The sequence below is a fragment of the Vagococcus fluvialis genome, from assembly GCF_048815235.1.
Classification (GTDB): domain Bacteria; phylum Bacillota; class Bacilli; order Lactobacillales; family Vagococcaceae; genus Vagococcus.
The window spans coordinates 14,533-29,162 of sequence record NZ_JBMEAO010000011.1 but is presented as its reverse complement, the minus strand read 5'-3'; the positions used below and the strand labels follow the sequence as shown (position 1 = coordinate 29,162).

Genomic DNA, 14,630 nt, shown 5'->3' with positions numbered 1-14,630 from the left:
AGTCTATAGATGGAGGGTTTAGAGATGAAAAAGAAAATGTTAAATGTTTTTGCTTTAAGTTTCAGTGCTCTTTTATTAGCTTCATATCCTGTAAAAGCTAGTGAAACGACAAGTAGTACAACTAGTTTTGACGAGGTATTAAGTCCTAATCTAGAAGTTGAAGAAATTAATCAACAGATGAGAGTTGTTGACACTGATTATTCTGTTTATAAAGAACTAGACTTTAATGAGGAAAATATACTTCCAACTAAATTAGAGTTAGATGCTATTTTTGACGTTGATCAAAAATATATTAATTTAGCAGAAAATAAAGTTTATTATCATATCAAAGACTTAGGTTGGTTAGTGGAAGATGCGCTGAAAGAGGAATTAGTAATAGATTCTATTTCTGAAGAAGAGGAAGAAATAACATCTGAGGAAGAAAACTTTGCTCAAATTATTCACGAAGAAGTAAAAGATGAGCTATTAAAAGTAACAGACACTGGTTATTCAGTCTATTCAGAACCATATAATACCAAAGGGGCTGAATATAAAGGGACAGTTGCTAATAAATTTAAGCTAAATGATACAGCTCGTATTATAAAGTATGTAGAGACTAGTGATGATGTAAAAGTTTATTTAGTTGAAGGTTTAGGTTGGGTTAATACTAATGCTTTTACAGAATTTGCAACGATAACTTACGAAGAAGAATTATCAAAATATATGAATATTAAGGATGGTGGTTACTCGGTCTTTTCACAGCCGAGTAACACTGCCAATGCTAAACGAGAAGGAACTTTAAGGGAGTTACATCCTAATACAACAGCCAAAATCACTAAGTATGCTGAAACAAGTGAAGGCGTAAAAGTCTACTTAGTAGAGAATATTGGCTGGGTAAGTACTAATGCTTTTACAGAGTTTGCTACAATTACGCATGAGGAAGTCATTTCTAAAAAAATGAGAATCGTTGATGGCGGTTATTCAGTCTTTTCAGAGCCAAGTAACACACCTTTTTCAATTAGAAAAGGAAGCCTTAAAGAATTAAAAGGCTCAAACGGAACAGTTGAATTAACTAAGTATGTTGAAACTAGTGAAGGTGCAACCGTTTATTTGGTAAAAGATGTTGGATATGTTCACATCAATGCTTTTGATGATTTTGCTGAAATAGCCACAAAAACCAATATGAACCAAACGTTAAAAGTAACAGATGGAGGTTATTCAGTATATAGTCAACCTTATAATACTGTTGATTATATGTATAAGGGAAGTTTAGGACAGTTTAAACCAGTTACAAGTGCGGCTAAGATAACTAGTTATGTGAAGACAAGTGAAGGTGTAGAAGTTTATTTTGTAGAAGGAGTCGGGTGGGTAGACACAAGAGCCTTTGGAGAATTTGCGACTATTAGTAAACAAAATGCAATGAATAAACAAATGTCTGTTTTAGATCCGGGTTACTCAGTTTATACAGAACCTTATAATGTTGAAAACTTTAAGCGAAAGGGAAGTTTAGGTCAGTTTAAAGCTAAAAATAGTCAAGTTAAAGTGACGAGCTATGCTGAAACAAGTGAAGGCGTAAAAGTCTACTTTGTAGAAGGAATTGGCTGGGTAGATACAAGAGCGTTAACAGACAGAACTGTCATTACTAAAGAAATCATTAAACTTGAGCGTGCCAAAGTAATTGATGCGGGTTACTCAGTTTATTCAAAACCTTATGGAACAGAAGGAGCGAAATACTTAGGTACTCTTAATCAATTCCATAAAAAAAATAAAATGGTAAATCTAACTCGCTATGTTGAAACATCACAAGGTGTCAAAACTTATTATGTTAGCGGGGCAGGTTGGGTAGATTATCGTGCTGTGAGAGTTCAACCAGGTGTTGCAGAGTATCTAGGAACAAGCAAAGATAAATTACTAAGAGAACTAACCTCTCAAGAGCATACTAATTACTATTTGGGAACTCCATATAAATCATTGTCATCTTCACCTTACAATTCGAATGGAATTATGAGTCCTAACGGAGATATCAAACCAGGATTTGGCCCAGGAATGAATTGTACAGGATTTGTAGCCTATCCACTTAAAAAAGTCGGTGGTGATATGAACCGAATTACTAATGTTGCAAATGCTTGGGGTGGAATTGGAAATGGTTATAACTGGCGAGATGCTTTAATGCAAAATACCTCATATTATGAATTTGGTTCAATAAGTGCTTTATTGAACAGTGGTCAAGCAAGTAAAGGTGATATAATTTACTTCGAACCTGTCTATACAGATCCTTATTTTGATTGTCATTTAGGTTACTTCTGGGGTAATAATCCAAGAGAAAATCGTATTTGGCACTCAACAGGACCAGGAAACAATATTTCTCATATCTATTCAGGAACGCGTTTTAGTAAAATTATGTTGTTTAAAATGTAATTTTATCATTACCACTTAAATTAAGGGACATATTGATAAAAAACATGTAAATAAACATAAAAAATATTTTGTTTATTATAATAGCTGTAAAAATGTAATTCTGAGTGTTTTTTAATTTGAAAAATGCTATAATAATCAAAGTACACAAAAATATAAATAACTAAAACTTACTACTTTTAAGATAGTATCATGTTAAATATGAGTGAGTGTTTCTGTTTGTTTTGTTAATAAATAGAGCATAAATTGAGAAAAATATAATAGTTAAGAGAAAAACGTTGAAGAAGAACAAGTTTAGTTATTATATATTTTCAAATGGTCAAATAAGCCTTTTGTACAAATACTGTTTTTGGAGGAAATGATGGAAGAGACAATTAGTTTACAGGAAATATTTAGTTTATTAAAAAAGAAAGCAGCATTAATTATATCAATGTTTTTTATCGGGATTGGAATCTCAGCTATTATTACATTTTTAGTTATTACGCCTAAATATAGTGCGACTTCACAATTAATTGCCACTTCGCAAAATAAAGATAATAATGTCAGTACTGATAACATTAATAGTAACTTAATGATGATTAATACCTATAAAGACTTTATTAAAAGTAGTGTTGTAACGGAAGCGGCTAAGGAACAATTGGCGGAAGACATTGCTTTTAATGGGTCAGCAGAAGATGTTAAAAATATGATTAGTATTGAACAAGCTCAAAGCTCTCAAATGTTTTCAATTGTTGTGACATCTGAAAACCCTAATGAAGCAGCTATTGTTGCTAACGTAGTTGCAGATATTTTTAAAGAAAAAGCTAAAGATTACACAGAAGCAGATAAAGTATCGATTATTTCAGCAGCGGAGCCATCAAAAAATCCGGTATCACCTAATAAAAAAGTGAACTTGGCTATTGGTGGTGTTTTAGGGCTGATTGTGGGAGTTGGTTTAGCATTACTTTCACAATTATTTAACAGAACTGTTAAATCAATGGAATTTGTGTCTGAAACCATGAATTTACCTATATTAGGTCATATTCCAATTGTTGTAGCCAAAGAATTAAAAGATTTACAAAAACATCAATTAAAAGCATTAGAGGAAATCAATTTAGTAACTGAATCTGTTGAAACAGAGTTTAGCTTTGATGATGAGGAAGATGGATTAAATCAAGATTTATCACTTCTAAATGCAGATGGAGACCTAGAAGAAACAATTGATTTAACTGAAATTGCTATCAACCATATCGATTTATCCAATATGGAAAAAAATAACACGACATCTGGATTAAGTCGTTGTGATCGTGTTAAATAAGACTTGTAAGGAGAGTTTAGATGAGTAAAAAAAATAAACAAAAATCAAAATTACTAAATCCAGAAGCAGCAACTCTGTTTACTGTGGTTGATCCGATGTCTAATATTTCGGAGCAATTTAGAACAATTAGAACTAATATTTTATATTCAAGTGTTGAAAAGAAAACTCAGAGTATGATTGTCACATCATCTGGTTCTTCAGAAGGTAAATCAACAACTTCAGCCAATTTAGCAATTACTTTTGCTCAATCAGGTATGAAAACTTTATTAGTAGATGCTGATTTAAGAAGACCTACTGTGCACAAAACTTTTGACTTTGAAAACTCTAAAGGCTTAAGTAGTTTGCTAAGTATCAAACGCATGTCTTTAGGAGACGTTATTCAACCAAGTGATGTGCGTAATTTAGACGTTATCACAAGTGGTCCGATATCACCGAATCCGTCAGAGTTATTATCATCGTCAAGAATGAAAAAAGTAATTCATATTTTGCATAAACAATATGACGTTATTATTTTTGATGTGCCACCAGTTAGTACAGTGACAGATGCTCAGTTAATTGCTTCTCAAGTAGATGGAGCTATTTTAGTAGTAAGAGAAGAACAAACAGAGAAAGCTAGTCTTGAAAGAGCTGTTAGTTTGTTACAACAAGTAGATTCACATATTCTTGGTACCATTTACTTCGGTGAAATTAAAGAACAAGGATATGGCTATTACCAAGCATAAAAAAGAAGGGACGTGAGTAAATGCTTGTAGATGTACATTGTCATCTATTACCAGGAATCGATGATGGCGCGCAAACAATCGAAGATTCATTAGCGATGGCTAGATTAGCTGTAGCTGAGGGCATAACTCATATTCTATGTACGCCACATCATAATAATGGCACTTATTTAAATCCAAAGGGACAAGTGATTGAAGCTGTATCGAAACTCCAAGCTGAGTTAGATGCAGCTGATATTCCGTTGACCCTTTTTGAAGGTCAAGAGGTCAGATTATCTCATGACTTAATGAAACGAATCGCTCAAAATGAAATCTTGTTTACTGATTTAGAGGATACTTATATATTAATTGAATTTCCAACGATGGAGATTCCAATGTATGCTCACCGAGTGTTATTTGAGTTATGTGCTAATGGCTATACACCAATTATTGTGCATCCAGAGCGTAACGTTCAGATTATGAAAAATCCGAATTTACTAATCCCGTTCATTGAAATGGGCTGTTTAACACAAGTAACGTGTGCTAGTTATGTAGGTCAATTTGGTAAACCAATTCAAAAAGCGGCTAAAATTATGATTCGTCATAATTTAACCCATATGCTAGCGTCGGACGCGCACAATGTTAATGGCCGCAAGTTTTACACTGATGAAGCTTACCGTAAATTATTTAAAGAGTTTGGTGAGGATAAGGTAACGGAATTTCAACAAACGACTAAAGATATTGTTAATGGAGAATCAATTTCAAAGCCGCCGCCTGAAGAGTATCATAAGAAGTTTGGCTTGTTTGGCTAAACAAAACAGTAGGCTACAACAGCTGTAGCAAGTGTCACTATAATTGTTTGTTAGGTGGGAGTTTGAAATGTCAAAAAAGAAAGGTTACCAAATTACGAAGAGATTATTTGATATCTTTATGAGTTCTCTAATCTTAATCGTAACTTTTCCAATAATATTGATTGTTTGTATTTGTATAAGAGTGGAATCTAAAGGAAATCCATTCTATAAGCAAGAACGAGTAGGATTGAATGGAAAGAAGATAAATATTTATAAACTTCGATCAATGTATTTAGATGCCGAAGCGGGTGGTCCTAAATGGGCAGATAAAGACGATGATAGAATTACATGTGTTGGGAAAATAATTAGAAAAACGAGAATTGATGAGTTACCACAATTAATTAATGTTTTAAATGGGGATATGAGTTTAATAGGCCCAAGACCTGAACGAGAAGTTTTTATTAACGAGTTTTTAAAAGAAAATGAAAATTTTAATGATAGACTACAAGTTTTACCTGGATTGAGCGGTTATGCCCAAGTTAACGGTGGTTATGATATAACACATCATGAAAAATTTGAACTAGACATGTATTATATTAATAACATGTCTTTATTATTGGATATCAAGATAGTAATGAAAACAATTCTCGTAGTATTTACAGGTAGTGGAGCTAGATAGTAAAAAAATATAAAAGGGTGAACAAGGTGGCTTTAGATTTAGTTTCAATTATTATGCCTACATTTAATTCAATTGAATTTGTAGAGGAAACAATTATTAGTATTTTAAATCAAACCTATGAAAATTGGGAACTATTAATATGCGATGATATGTCAACTGATGGAACAGTTGAATTTATAGAGAATAGTTTTAAAAGTGAAAACAGAATTAAAATTTACTCAACAAAAAAAAATAGTGGAGCCGCTGTTGCTAGAAATATTTCATTGGATAATGCTTTAGGTAGATATATTGCTTTTATAGATAGTGATGATATCTGGCTGTCGACAAAATTAGAAAAGCAAATTAAATTTATGGAAAAAAATGGGTATGCTGTGACAGCAACTTCATATAATAAGATTGATGAAAATTCTGATAATTTGAAAAAAGATATTATTGTAAAGGAAAAGTATGATATGGATATATTACTTAAAAGTAATGTTGGAAATCTTACGGTGATGTATGACTCTAGTATAATTGGGAAACCAAGAATACCAGATATAAGAAAGCGAAATGATTATTTATATTGGTTAACTATAATGGAAACTAAGAAGGTTTGTATTTATGGTTTTGATGAGATATTATCCTCATATAGAATTAGAGTTGGTAGTCTTTCTAGTAACAAAATAGGCTTGGTTAAGTATCATTGGATCATATACCGAACACATTTTCAATTAAGTCTGACAAAATCAACTTATCTTTGTTTTTATTGGATTTCTAAAGGAGTAAGAAATTTATTATCAGATAAATGAGGTGTCGTTTTTTTACACAATAATTTAGTGATTTTATTTAAGGAGATAAAATGAAAAAAATATTAGTAGCTACAAACTCTAGAGGCTTTTTGACCAATTTATTTAACTATAATTTTAATAATTATAGTTTTATTTATGAAGAAAAAAAAATGTATGAAACCAAATCAATAAAGAGAAAATTATTATCTAAAATAATAAAATTAAGATTATTTGATTTTTTAGGAGTAATTCAAGTGATAAATTGTTTGAATTATCAAGGTGATGAAGACATAATATTCAGTTTTAATAGATTTACAAAAACTAAAAAACCCTACTTTATTTATTTGGAAAATCCTTTAGCCTTGGTTCATTATTCAATAGGTAGGCCTCATACATACCTTTCAAAAAAAAAATTAAGGAAATTATTTAGTGATAAAAACTTAAAAGGTATTATCTGTATGTCAAAAGCATGTTATGAAACTTTAGGAAATATTTATGATATTCCAAAGGAGTTAGAAATAAGTCAAGTGTATCCTTTAATACCTGATGCAAAATTAAATAAAGTTCAAAGAGATTATATTCATTGTTTATATGTAAGTTCTAATTTCTATTTAAAGAGTGGTAGAGAAATATTAGAAAGCCATAAGCATCTAATGAATAAAGGACTAAAAGTTAAATTTACTATAATAACAAAAATAGCTGAAATAAAATCAGATGATCTACTTTATATAAAATCAAATAAAAACAGTATTAAGTTGGTAGAATTTAACCTTAATAAGAGTGAATTAAGTAATATATATAATGAATCCGATATACTAATAAATGTTTCAAGACAAGAAAGTTTTGGTTTATCTATCTTAGAAGCAATGAAATATGGAAATGTTATATTATCAACAGATTTATATGCTCAAAAAGAAATGGTAATAGATAAATTTAATGGATATCGAATAGCACCTAAATATTATTTTTTTACTCAAGATAATATGCCTAATCCAAAAGTGTGGAATAATCGTAGAAATACAATTTATTCAGAATATGTTGATGATAGAATAATTCAATTTTTATTTGAAAAAATAATGAAATTAGAATTAGATAGAGAACTTTTAGCCAAAATGGCTTTTAATTCTTTTGAAAAAGCTAATTCATATAAATTTAGTTCAGAAATTATAAGTAAAGAATGGGAACATCTATTTGAAAGAATTGAGGAATATTAATGAAAATATGTCATATATGCTCAAATTTTGATAAGTTTTTTATTGATTTTATGGAAGAAGAAAAAAAACAAGGAGTAGATTTCAGAGTCTTTTATTTTCGTGGTAAAGAGCGTGGCATACCTGATGTAGAAGCTCCTAACTTAGATATAAGATTAAATCACAATCAATGGATGAGATATATATTCTTTTTAAAAGAGTATAAAGTGTATAAAGATTATTTAGAGTTATATAAAAATGAATCGTTTAATATATTACATGCTCACACATTGTTTACTAATGGTTATATAGCCTATAAAAATTATAAAAAAACAGGAATTCCATATATTGTTGCTGTACGAGATACTGATATAAACACTTTTTTCAAATATCGTTTTTATTTGCGATCATTAGGAAAAAAGATACTATTAAATGCAAGTAGAGTTATATTTATCTCCGAAAGTTATCGTATTAAATTATTAACTAATCATTTGAAAAAAGAAGATGCTGAAAAAATTTTGCTTAAAAGTGAGATAATCCCCAATGGAATACATCAAGATTTTTTTGAAAATATAAATACAGTAAGAAAGAATAAGATAAATAAAAACGTTATTAGGTTTATTACAGTGGGCCATGTTATGAAAAGGAAAAATCAATTAATTGTATGTAAAGCTCTGGAAAAACTAGCTTCTGAAGGATATGAAGTTGAATATCTTATTGTTGGAAAGATTTTAGATAATACTTATTTCAAAAAAATAGAGAAGTACTCTTTTGTAAAATATCATGAATTTGTGGATAGAGAGAAATTGATATTATTATATAGAATTTCAGATATCTTTATCATGCCTTCAATCACTGAAACTTTTGGCTTAACTTACATTGAGGCGCTCACTCAGAAACTTCCAATAATATACACAAAAGGTGAAGGAGTAGACTCGTACTTCAAACCAGGTGATGTTGGTGAGCCTGTTGATAGTAGTGATATAAGTGATATTATATGTAAAATAAAAAAAATGTTATCTATGTATGAGGATTATGGAAGGAATAATGAAAGGTATTTAATCGATTTTCAATGGGAGAAAATTATCAATAACTATGTGAATATATATAATTCAATCCTAACAGAGCCACAAGAAAGTTTTAGGAAGTGATTGTATGCTAATGTTAAACAATGATTATAAAAAATATTTTGAAAATACAGATTTAGATAAACAAGATAGTAAACTTTCGTTATCAATATCATTTTCTTTTTTTTCCATATTTCTCGTGAATTTATTCAATAATCTATCATTTATTGAGACTAATTCACCAATACTCCTAATTCCTAAAATGATAAGCATGTTAATATTTTTATTTGCAATACCTGCATTTATTCAAAGATTGACTTTAAAGAATACCTTAATTATTTTAGCATTGTTATTTTTTATGATTATCAATTTTTATTTCACAACAAACATTGGTGAGTTTAGAAATACTTTTAAGAGTTTTTTTTTAATGTGTCTTCCCGTTTTTCTATTTGGCTTATGTATATCTAATTTTGAAAAATTATTAAAATATCTAGTTTTTTTTGCTAAGTTATCTGCTTTTTTAGTTTTTTCTTTTTATTTATTTAATCTAATTGATATGAAAGATAAATTATATTTAATGGGATTTGGTTACTCATTAATTTTTTTTGTATTATTATTAATTGATGATTTTAGACTAAATAAAAATAAAATATCAATGATATCAATACTATTTTTAATACCATTTCTTTTGGTAACTGCTTCAAGAGGGGTTTTTGCATGTATTATTAGTTATATTCTTCTTTTCTTATATCAAAATATTATTTTTCGTAAAAACATTAAGAAAACGATAGTTCTATTGTTAAGTACTGCTTCCATCTATTTACTAAGAGAAAAATTACTACTATATATCTTTTTATTTTTTGAAAGGAGAGGAATCTATTCTAGAACTTTAAATTCATTAGTAAATGGAACTATTACTCAAAGTTCAGGAAGAGAATATATATATAAACCTATAATATTAGAAATAATGCAAGAACCATTCAAGATAAGAGGTATAAATGCGGAATATAATTTAGTTGGAATTTATGCACATAATTTTATATTAGAAATAATCTATCAATTCGGTATAATAATAGGAATAATAATTATAGGGTATTTGTTTTATTTAATAATTAAAGGAGTTAGTCTAAAAAAAAGAAGTAGAAATATAAATAGCATATTGCTTTGTCTAATTGCAACATGGGTTCCCTATTTACTAATTAGCAGTTCAATATGGGTCACAGCGTATTTTTGGTTATTTTTAGGTTTAATGGTAAATGTGAGTTCAAGAATAAAAATATATGAAAGATTGAGTAAAATAGGTGAATAAAATGAAAAAAAAGATAGTTTTTGACTCTTTTTTTAATATTATTGCTACAGCGATTCCTATCATTGCTCTTCAATTAGTTATCTTACCAATAATAGGGTTGAGACTAGGCCAAAATGAATATGGACTGGTAATTACTTTTATTAGTATTACTACAGTTTTTAGTATACCATTTGGAAATGTTTTAAATAATTTAAGGTTATTGGTTGAAGATGAATATCAAGAGAATAGAATAGTTGGAGATTTTAACTATTTATTATTAGTTAGCCTTATGATCAATAGTATTTTAGTGATAATTATTTTATTTTTTATGAAAAATAAAATTGATATTATTGATTTTTCTTTATTGTTATTAATGTCAGGATTAAATATAATAAGGGAGTACTTTCTAGTTAGCTTTAGACTGGAACTTAATTACAGAAAAATACTCGAAAATAATTTTTATCAAGCAATAGGATATTTAATAGGAGTTTTGATTTTTTTTATAATTCCATACTGGGAATTGATATATATATCAGGATTTTTATTAAGTATATATTTTATATTAAAAAATTCTAAATTACATAAAGAATCATTATCTAAAACAATCTATTTTAAAAGCACATTAAAAAAATCAGTAGTACTTTTTATTTCTACATTTTTAAAAACATTTATTACATATGCAGATAGATTGCTCTTATTTCCATTACTTGGTGCTACAGCAGTATCTATTTATTATTCTTCATCAGTTGTTGGAAAAATTCTAGGTATGGCAATTATGCCAATAAGCGGAGTATTATTGAGTTATTTAAGAAATTCAAAAGAATTGAGTAATAAAAAATTTTTTAAAATGTGTGGAATACTAATTATTATTTCTATAATAGGTTATTTTATTATCAATTGGGTTAGTATACCAGTTTTAAAGATATTGTATCCAAAATGGTACTTAGAATCACAAAAATTGATATCTATTAACACTGCGACAGCGTTAATAATAACGATGACAAGCATTATCCATCCATTTATTTTGAAGTTTAGAGATATCAAGTGGCAAATGATAATAAATATAGTCAATCTGATATCGTATATGCTTTTTATTTATATTTTTTATTATTATTTCGGGTTATTAGGTTTTTGTGTAGGAATTTTATTAAGTAATTTTTTGAAGTTACTATTAATGGTTTATATTTATACTTGTAAAAAATAGAATTGGAGAAAAAAATGAAAATATCAATTTTTGGATTAGGTTACGTAGGTTTAGCAAATGCTTTACTTCTTTCTCAAAATGAAGAGGTATTAGCCTACGATGTAGTAAAAGAAAAAGTAGATAAACTTAATAAAAAAGAATCTACATTAATTGATAAAGAAATCGAAGAATTTATCAAAAAAGATAATTTGAAGATTAAATTTACAACAGATTTTGAAAAAGCAGTAAAACATGCTGAATATTGCATCATAGCAACACCTACTGATTATGATGAGAAGAAAAATTATTTTGATACATCAACTGTAGAGGATGTGATTGAAAAAGCGTTGGCTATTAATCCTGATAGTTTATTTATTATTAAATCAACAATACCGGTTGGTTATACAAAAGAGTTAAAAGAGAAGTTTGGCACAGATAATATTATTTTCTCACCAGAGTTCTTAAGAGAAGGAAAAGCTTTATATGATAATTTACATCCTTCAAGAATTGTTGTGGGAGAAAAATCAGAACGAGCGGAAAAATTTGCTAATGCTTTACTAGCAAATTCTTATGAAGAAGAAGTTCCATTGTTATTTACGGATTCAACAGAAGCAGAAGCTATTAAATTATTCGCAAATACCTATCTAGCTCTTCGAGTATCTTATTTCAATGAGTTAGATACTTATGCTGAATCACGTGGCTTAGACGCAAAACAAATCATTGATGGAGTGAGTTTAGACCCACGCATTGGCTCCCACTACAATAACCCATCATTTGGGTATGGTGGTTATTGTCTACCTAAAGATACTAAACAACTTTTAGCCAACTATGATCAAGTACCTAATAATATTATTGGGGCTATAGTGGATTCAAACCGTACTAGAAAAGATTTTGTGGCAGATCAAGTATTAGCTAGAAATCCTAGGATAGTCGGAATTCATCGTCTAACAATGAAAGCTAATTCAGATAACTTTAGATATTCTTCGATTCAAGGAATTATGAAACGAATTAAAGCTAAAGGAATTGAAGTAGTAGTTTACGAACCAACTTTAGAAGATGATACTTTCTACAATTCCAACGTTGTTAGAGATTTAGATTCTTTTAAAGAGATGTCAGATGTGATTGTGACAAATCGTTTTGAAGAAGAGTTGGAAGATGTTGTTGAAAAAGTTTATACAAGAGATATATTTAAAAGAGACTAACACCAAAAACGGTTAACCTTCAAGGCTAACCGTTTTCTTTTTATTCTACTTTATCCACATAATCCTGATGAAGTGTAATAAATACCTCACGATGATTATACTCAATAAGACCATGCGTTGTTGTTTGGGTGTGGCATATCCTTTTAATATCCAAGATAGTGCCCTGGCAAAATATCATACCAGTGTCTTTTTTGAATGTTTCATCTGCTTTAACAATTAAATCTTTTAGAACTTTAAAGCGTGTTCCTTTAGTATGATAGATGTTACTGTCTTTGGTTTCAATTTGAGCGTATTTTTGCCAAGCAAACGTATCGCCATAAAAAAAGTTGGTGTCATAAGGCGTATTGGTGTATTGCCACATGGCGTATTCAGGCCATTGTGTGAGTCTTGGTAAGTTACTGGAGTATTTAGCTACCCATAAGCCGTAATCTGCTTGAATGACCTCTGACCAGTCCTCGTTGTTGGCGTCAGATTCATTCATGTAGATTAGTGGCTTAACTTTTGTTTTCTCATAAACTAAATCAAGAAATTCTTTAGCTTTTTGAGCTCCGATGCGACCGTATTCTTCATAGTCTAAAGCAAGGATTGCTTCACCGATGTAGGGATTAGCATAGCTTAAAAAGAAATCGACTTGCTCGTTGACGGGACTGTTATCTAAAAAGTGATACAAGCCAAATGGTTTCTTTAATGCTTTAGCTTGTTTGATGAAATCAGGAGCAGCAGTATCCTCAAAGTAGTTACCTTCAGTGAGTTTAAACATAAAAGCATCGGCATGTAGATTAGCGAGATTCAAGCCTTTTTGATGATTGGATAAATCAATTACTGTTAACATAGTATTCCCTCCTAAAAGTTAAAAGAAAAAGAGGCAACCAAAGGGTAACCTCTTTTAATTGGGAAACAAGCATTAGTCTTTAAATAACTCAGTTGTAATAGTTTCAGTGTATTTGGCAGATTTTGTTTCAACATACATTTTGTTTCCTGATTTTTCAAAGATGTCTAATTCAGTAATGTTATCCATAACTTCTCTAACTTCTTCAGCACCTAAATTTTCTTTGGCCACTTTTGGTTTTAATTGCGTGTTATTTCCAGCTTCGTTTTTAAATGTCATAATTAGTTTTTTCATGTGTTTTTCTCTCCTTTTTATTAAAGATCAATACGTTGTTTTTCAACAATAACGACAGAGTTAATACTTTCACTAGATGGAGCAAGTGAGCCCATTAATTGACCAAATTCAGCGATATCATCATTTGTAGCGTTAGGTGTTACGTTGTTTAGAGCTTGACGTTGTCCTCGTTCTCCATCAATTCCGTTGTAAACTAATTCTAATTTTTTACTTTCAAAAATACTTTCCATGTTTGTCACGTCCTTTATTGTTTTAGTAAGTTGCGCGCCTTACACTACTAGTAACGAAAAAAATCAGCAAAGTTTGAACCTTTATTTTAAAAAAAGTAAATATTTTATGGCGACCTTGTCTCGCCAATTGTACACAGATCGCTTAGAAACCTTGTGTTTACTAGCGATTTCACTGATAGTTAAATCATTTAAAAAAGATTCTTCTAAATAAATTTTTTCTTGAGGAGTTAGTACTTTTTGAAGTTGTGAGAGTAATACTTTGATTTCGACAGTATCTTCTAGAGTTGTATCTGCTAGCATATGTTCTAATTCTGAAATATCAATTTCATCTTCCGTAGTACTTTCATCATAAAGATTTTTATCTTTTCTAATTTCATCAGTTATCTTCCAGTAAATGCGTTGATAGACATAGTTGTGGAAGGACTCAAGTGATTTTCCTTCACGAATAAATTGGCGATGAGTATCAATCAAAACCCAACGAGCTATTTGTAAATAATCCTCAAACATGGGATGAAAGTTAGTAATATGACATTTTTTGAGTGCTCCAAGTATTAGGACATGATGTTTTGTGATGAGTTTATCTTCATAGTTGATTTCCATAAGCTTCTCCTTGGTAGGTGTTTTAGACCGGCCAGTCGAGAAGAGTATAAGAAAGATGATTGATTTTTGCGAATCGCAAATTAAGGGAAATCAAGGCAAATTTAGTTGGAAATGAGTAAAT

Annotated in this window: 15 protein-coding genes; 11 read left to right on the top strand and 4 right to left on the bottom strand. The window is 29.6% G+C overall.

Annotated elements, in window-relative coordinates:
• Positions 1 to 24 precede the first annotated feature (24 nt).
• From ACODH8_RS08335 to ACODH8_RS08285, 11 genes are all read left to right on the top strand, one after another.
• Positions 25 to 2,397, top strand: a complete 2,373-nt coding sequence (locus ACODH8_RS08335) for a GW dipeptide domain-containing protein (RefSeq protein ID WP_420504936.1) — start codon at positions 25 to 27, stop codon at positions 2,395 to 2,397.
• A 358-nt stretch (positions 2,398 to 2,755) separates the two neighbouring features.
• Positions 2,756 to 3,691: a YveK family protein gene (locus tag ACODH8_RS08330; RefSeq protein ID WP_420517668.1), complete on the top strand. Its 936-nt coding sequence runs from the start codon at positions 2,756 to 2,758 to the stop codon at positions 3,689 to 3,691.
• A 20-nt stretch (positions 3,692 to 3,711) separates the two neighbouring features.
• The gene (locus tag ACODH8_RS08325) at positions 3,712 to 4,413 is read left to right on the top strand and encodes a CpsD/CapB family tyrosine-protein kinase (RefSeq protein ID WP_420504939.1); all 702 of its coding nucleotides are present in this window, start codon (positions 3,712 to 3,714) and stop codon (positions 4,411 to 4,413) included.
• 20 nt (positions 4,414 to 4,433) lie between these two features.
• Entirely contained in the window at positions 4,434 to 5,201 is a 768-nt protein-coding gene (locus tag ACODH8_RS08320) for a tyrosine-protein phosphatase (protein WP_420504940.1), read from the top strand.
• Positions 5,202 to 5,268: 67 nt separating this feature from the next.
• Positions 5,269 to 5,859, top strand: a complete 591-nt coding sequence (locus ACODH8_RS08315) for an exopolysaccharide biosynthesis polyprenyl glycosylphosphotransferase (protein ID WP_420504941.1) — start codon at positions 5,269 to 5,271, stop codon at positions 5,857 to 5,859.
• 26 nt (positions 5,860 to 5,885) lie between these two features.
• A complete protein-coding gene (locus ACODH8_RS08310; protein ID WP_420504944.1) occupies positions 5,886 to 6,647 on the top strand; it encodes a glycosyltransferase family 2 protein in 762 nt (253 codons plus the stop codon).
• Positions 6,648 to 6,697: 50 nt separating this feature from the next.
• Positions 6,698 to 7,840, top strand: a complete 1,143-nt coding sequence (locus tag ACODH8_RS08305; protein WP_420504945.1) for a glycosyltransferase family 4 protein — start codon at positions 6,698 to 6,700, stop codon at positions 7,838 to 7,840.
• Positions 7,840 to 8,967 (top strand): glycosyltransferase family 4 protein, encoded by a 1,128-nt coding sequence (locus ACODH8_RS08300; RefSeq protein ID WP_420504946.1) that lies wholly within the window; start codon positions 7,840 to 7,842, stop codon positions 8,965 to 8,967. The genes ACODH8_RS08305 and ACODH8_RS08300 overlap by 1 nt, the downstream gene beginning before the upstream one ends.
• Before the next feature lie 4 nt (positions 8,968 to 8,971).
• A complete protein-coding gene (locus tag ACODH8_RS08295) occupies positions 8,972 to 10,192 on the top strand; it encodes a hypothetical protein (RefSeq protein WP_420504947.1) in 1,221 nt (406 codons plus the stop codon).
• Between the two features lies 1 nt (position 10,193).
• Positions 10,194 to 11,375, top strand: coding sequence for a lipopolysaccharide biosynthesis protein (locus ACODH8_RS08290; RefSeq protein WP_420504948.1), 1,182 nt, complete (start codon positions 10,194 to 10,196; stop codon positions 11,373 to 11,375).
• 14 nt (positions 11,376 to 11,389) lie between these two features.
• Positions 11,390 to 12,556: a nucleotide sugar dehydrogenase gene (locus ACODH8_RS08285; RefSeq protein ID WP_420504949.1), complete on the top strand. Its 1,167-nt coding sequence runs from the start codon at positions 11,390 to 11,392 to the stop codon at positions 12,554 to 12,556.
• Positions 12,557 to 12,596: 40 nt separating this feature from the next.
• Here ACODH8_RS08285 and ACODH8_RS08280 read toward each other — a convergent pair whose 3' ends face one another.
• From ACODH8_RS08280 to ACODH8_RS08265, 4 genes are all read right to left on the bottom strand, one after another.
• Positions 12,597 to 13,388, bottom strand: coding sequence for a GH25 family lysozyme (locus ACODH8_RS08280; protein WP_420504950.1), 792 nt, complete (start codon positions 13,386 to 13,388; stop codon positions 12,597 to 12,599).
• A gap of 72 nt (positions 13,389 to 13,460) precedes the next feature.
• Entirely contained in the window at positions 13,461 to 13,679 is a 219-nt protein-coding gene (locus ACODH8_RS08275) for a DUF2922 domain-containing protein (RefSeq protein ID WP_332466353.1), read from the bottom strand.
• 20 nt (positions 13,680 to 13,699) lie between these two features.
• Positions 13,700 to 13,909 (bottom strand): hypothetical protein, encoded by a 210-nt coding sequence (locus ACODH8_RS08270; RefSeq protein WP_332466352.1) that lies wholly within the window; start codon positions 13,907 to 13,909, stop codon positions 13,700 to 13,702.
• 81 nt (positions 13,910 to 13,990) lie between these two features.
• Positions 13,991 to 14,509: a sigma-70 family RNA polymerase sigma factor gene (locus tag ACODH8_RS08265; RefSeq protein ID WP_420504952.1), complete on the bottom strand. Its 519-nt coding sequence runs from the start codon at positions 14,507 to 14,509 to the stop codon at positions 13,991 to 13,993.
• Positions 14,510 to 14,630 lie beyond the last annotated feature (121 nt).

What these genes read in the sequence shown, in the direction of transcription:
- ACODH8_RS08335 (WP_420504936.1), top strand. Translation starts at nt 25, where the DNA reads ATGAAAAAGAAAATGTTAAATGTTTTTGCTTTAAGTTTCAGTGCTCTT.
- ACODH8_RS08330 (WP_420517668.1), top strand. Translation starts at nt 2,756, where the DNA reads ATGGAAGAGACAATTAGTTTACAGGAAATATTTAGTTTATTAAAAAAG.
- ACODH8_RS08325 (WP_420504939.1), top strand. Translation starts at nt 3,712, where the DNA reads ATGAGTAAAAAAAATAAACAAAAATCAAAATTACTAAATCCAGAAGCA.
- ACODH8_RS08320 (WP_420504940.1), top strand. Translation starts at nt 4,434, where the DNA reads ATGCTTGTAGATGTACATTGTCATCTATTACCAGGAATCGATGATGGC.
- ACODH8_RS08315 (WP_420504941.1), top strand. Translation starts at nt 5,269, where the DNA reads ATGTCAAAAAAGAAAGGTTACCAAATTACGAAGAGATTATTTGATATC.
- ACODH8_RS08305 (WP_420504945.1), top strand. Translation starts at nt 6,698, where the DNA reads ATGAAAAAAATATTAGTAGCTACAAACTCTAGAGGCTTTTTGACCAAT.
- ACODH8_RS08300 (WP_420504946.1), top strand. Translation starts at nt 7,840, where the DNA reads ATGAAAATATGTCATATATGCTCAAATTTTGATAAGTTTTTTATTGAT.
- ACODH8_RS08295 (WP_420504947.1), top strand. Translation starts at nt 8,972, where the DNA reads ATGCTAATGTTAAACAATGATTATAAAAAATATTTTGAAAATACAGAT.
- ACODH8_RS08290 (WP_420504948.1), top strand. Translation starts at nt 10,194, where the DNA reads ATGAAAAAAAAGATAGTTTTTGACTCTTTTTTTAATATTATTGCTACA.
- ACODH8_RS08285 (WP_420504949.1), top strand. Translation starts at nt 11,390, where the DNA reads ATGAAAATATCAATTTTTGGATTAGGTTACGTAGGTTTAGCAAATGCT.
- ACODH8_RS08280 (WP_420504950.1), bottom strand. Translation starts at nt 13,388, where the DNA reads ATGTTAACAGTAATTGATTTATCCAATCATCAAAAAGGCTTGAATCTC.
- ACODH8_RS08275 (WP_332466353.1), bottom strand. Translation starts at nt 13,679, where the DNA reads ATGAAAAAACTAATTATGACATTTAAAAACGAAGCTGGAAATAACACG.
- ACODH8_RS08270 (WP_332466352.1), bottom strand. Translation starts at nt 13,909, where the DNA reads ATGGAAAGTATTTTTGAAAGTAAAAAATTAGAATTAGTTTACAACGGA.
- ACODH8_RS08265 (WP_420504952.1), bottom strand. Translation starts at nt 14,509, where the DNA reads ATGGAAATCAACTATGAAGATAAACTCATCACAAAACATCATGTCCTA.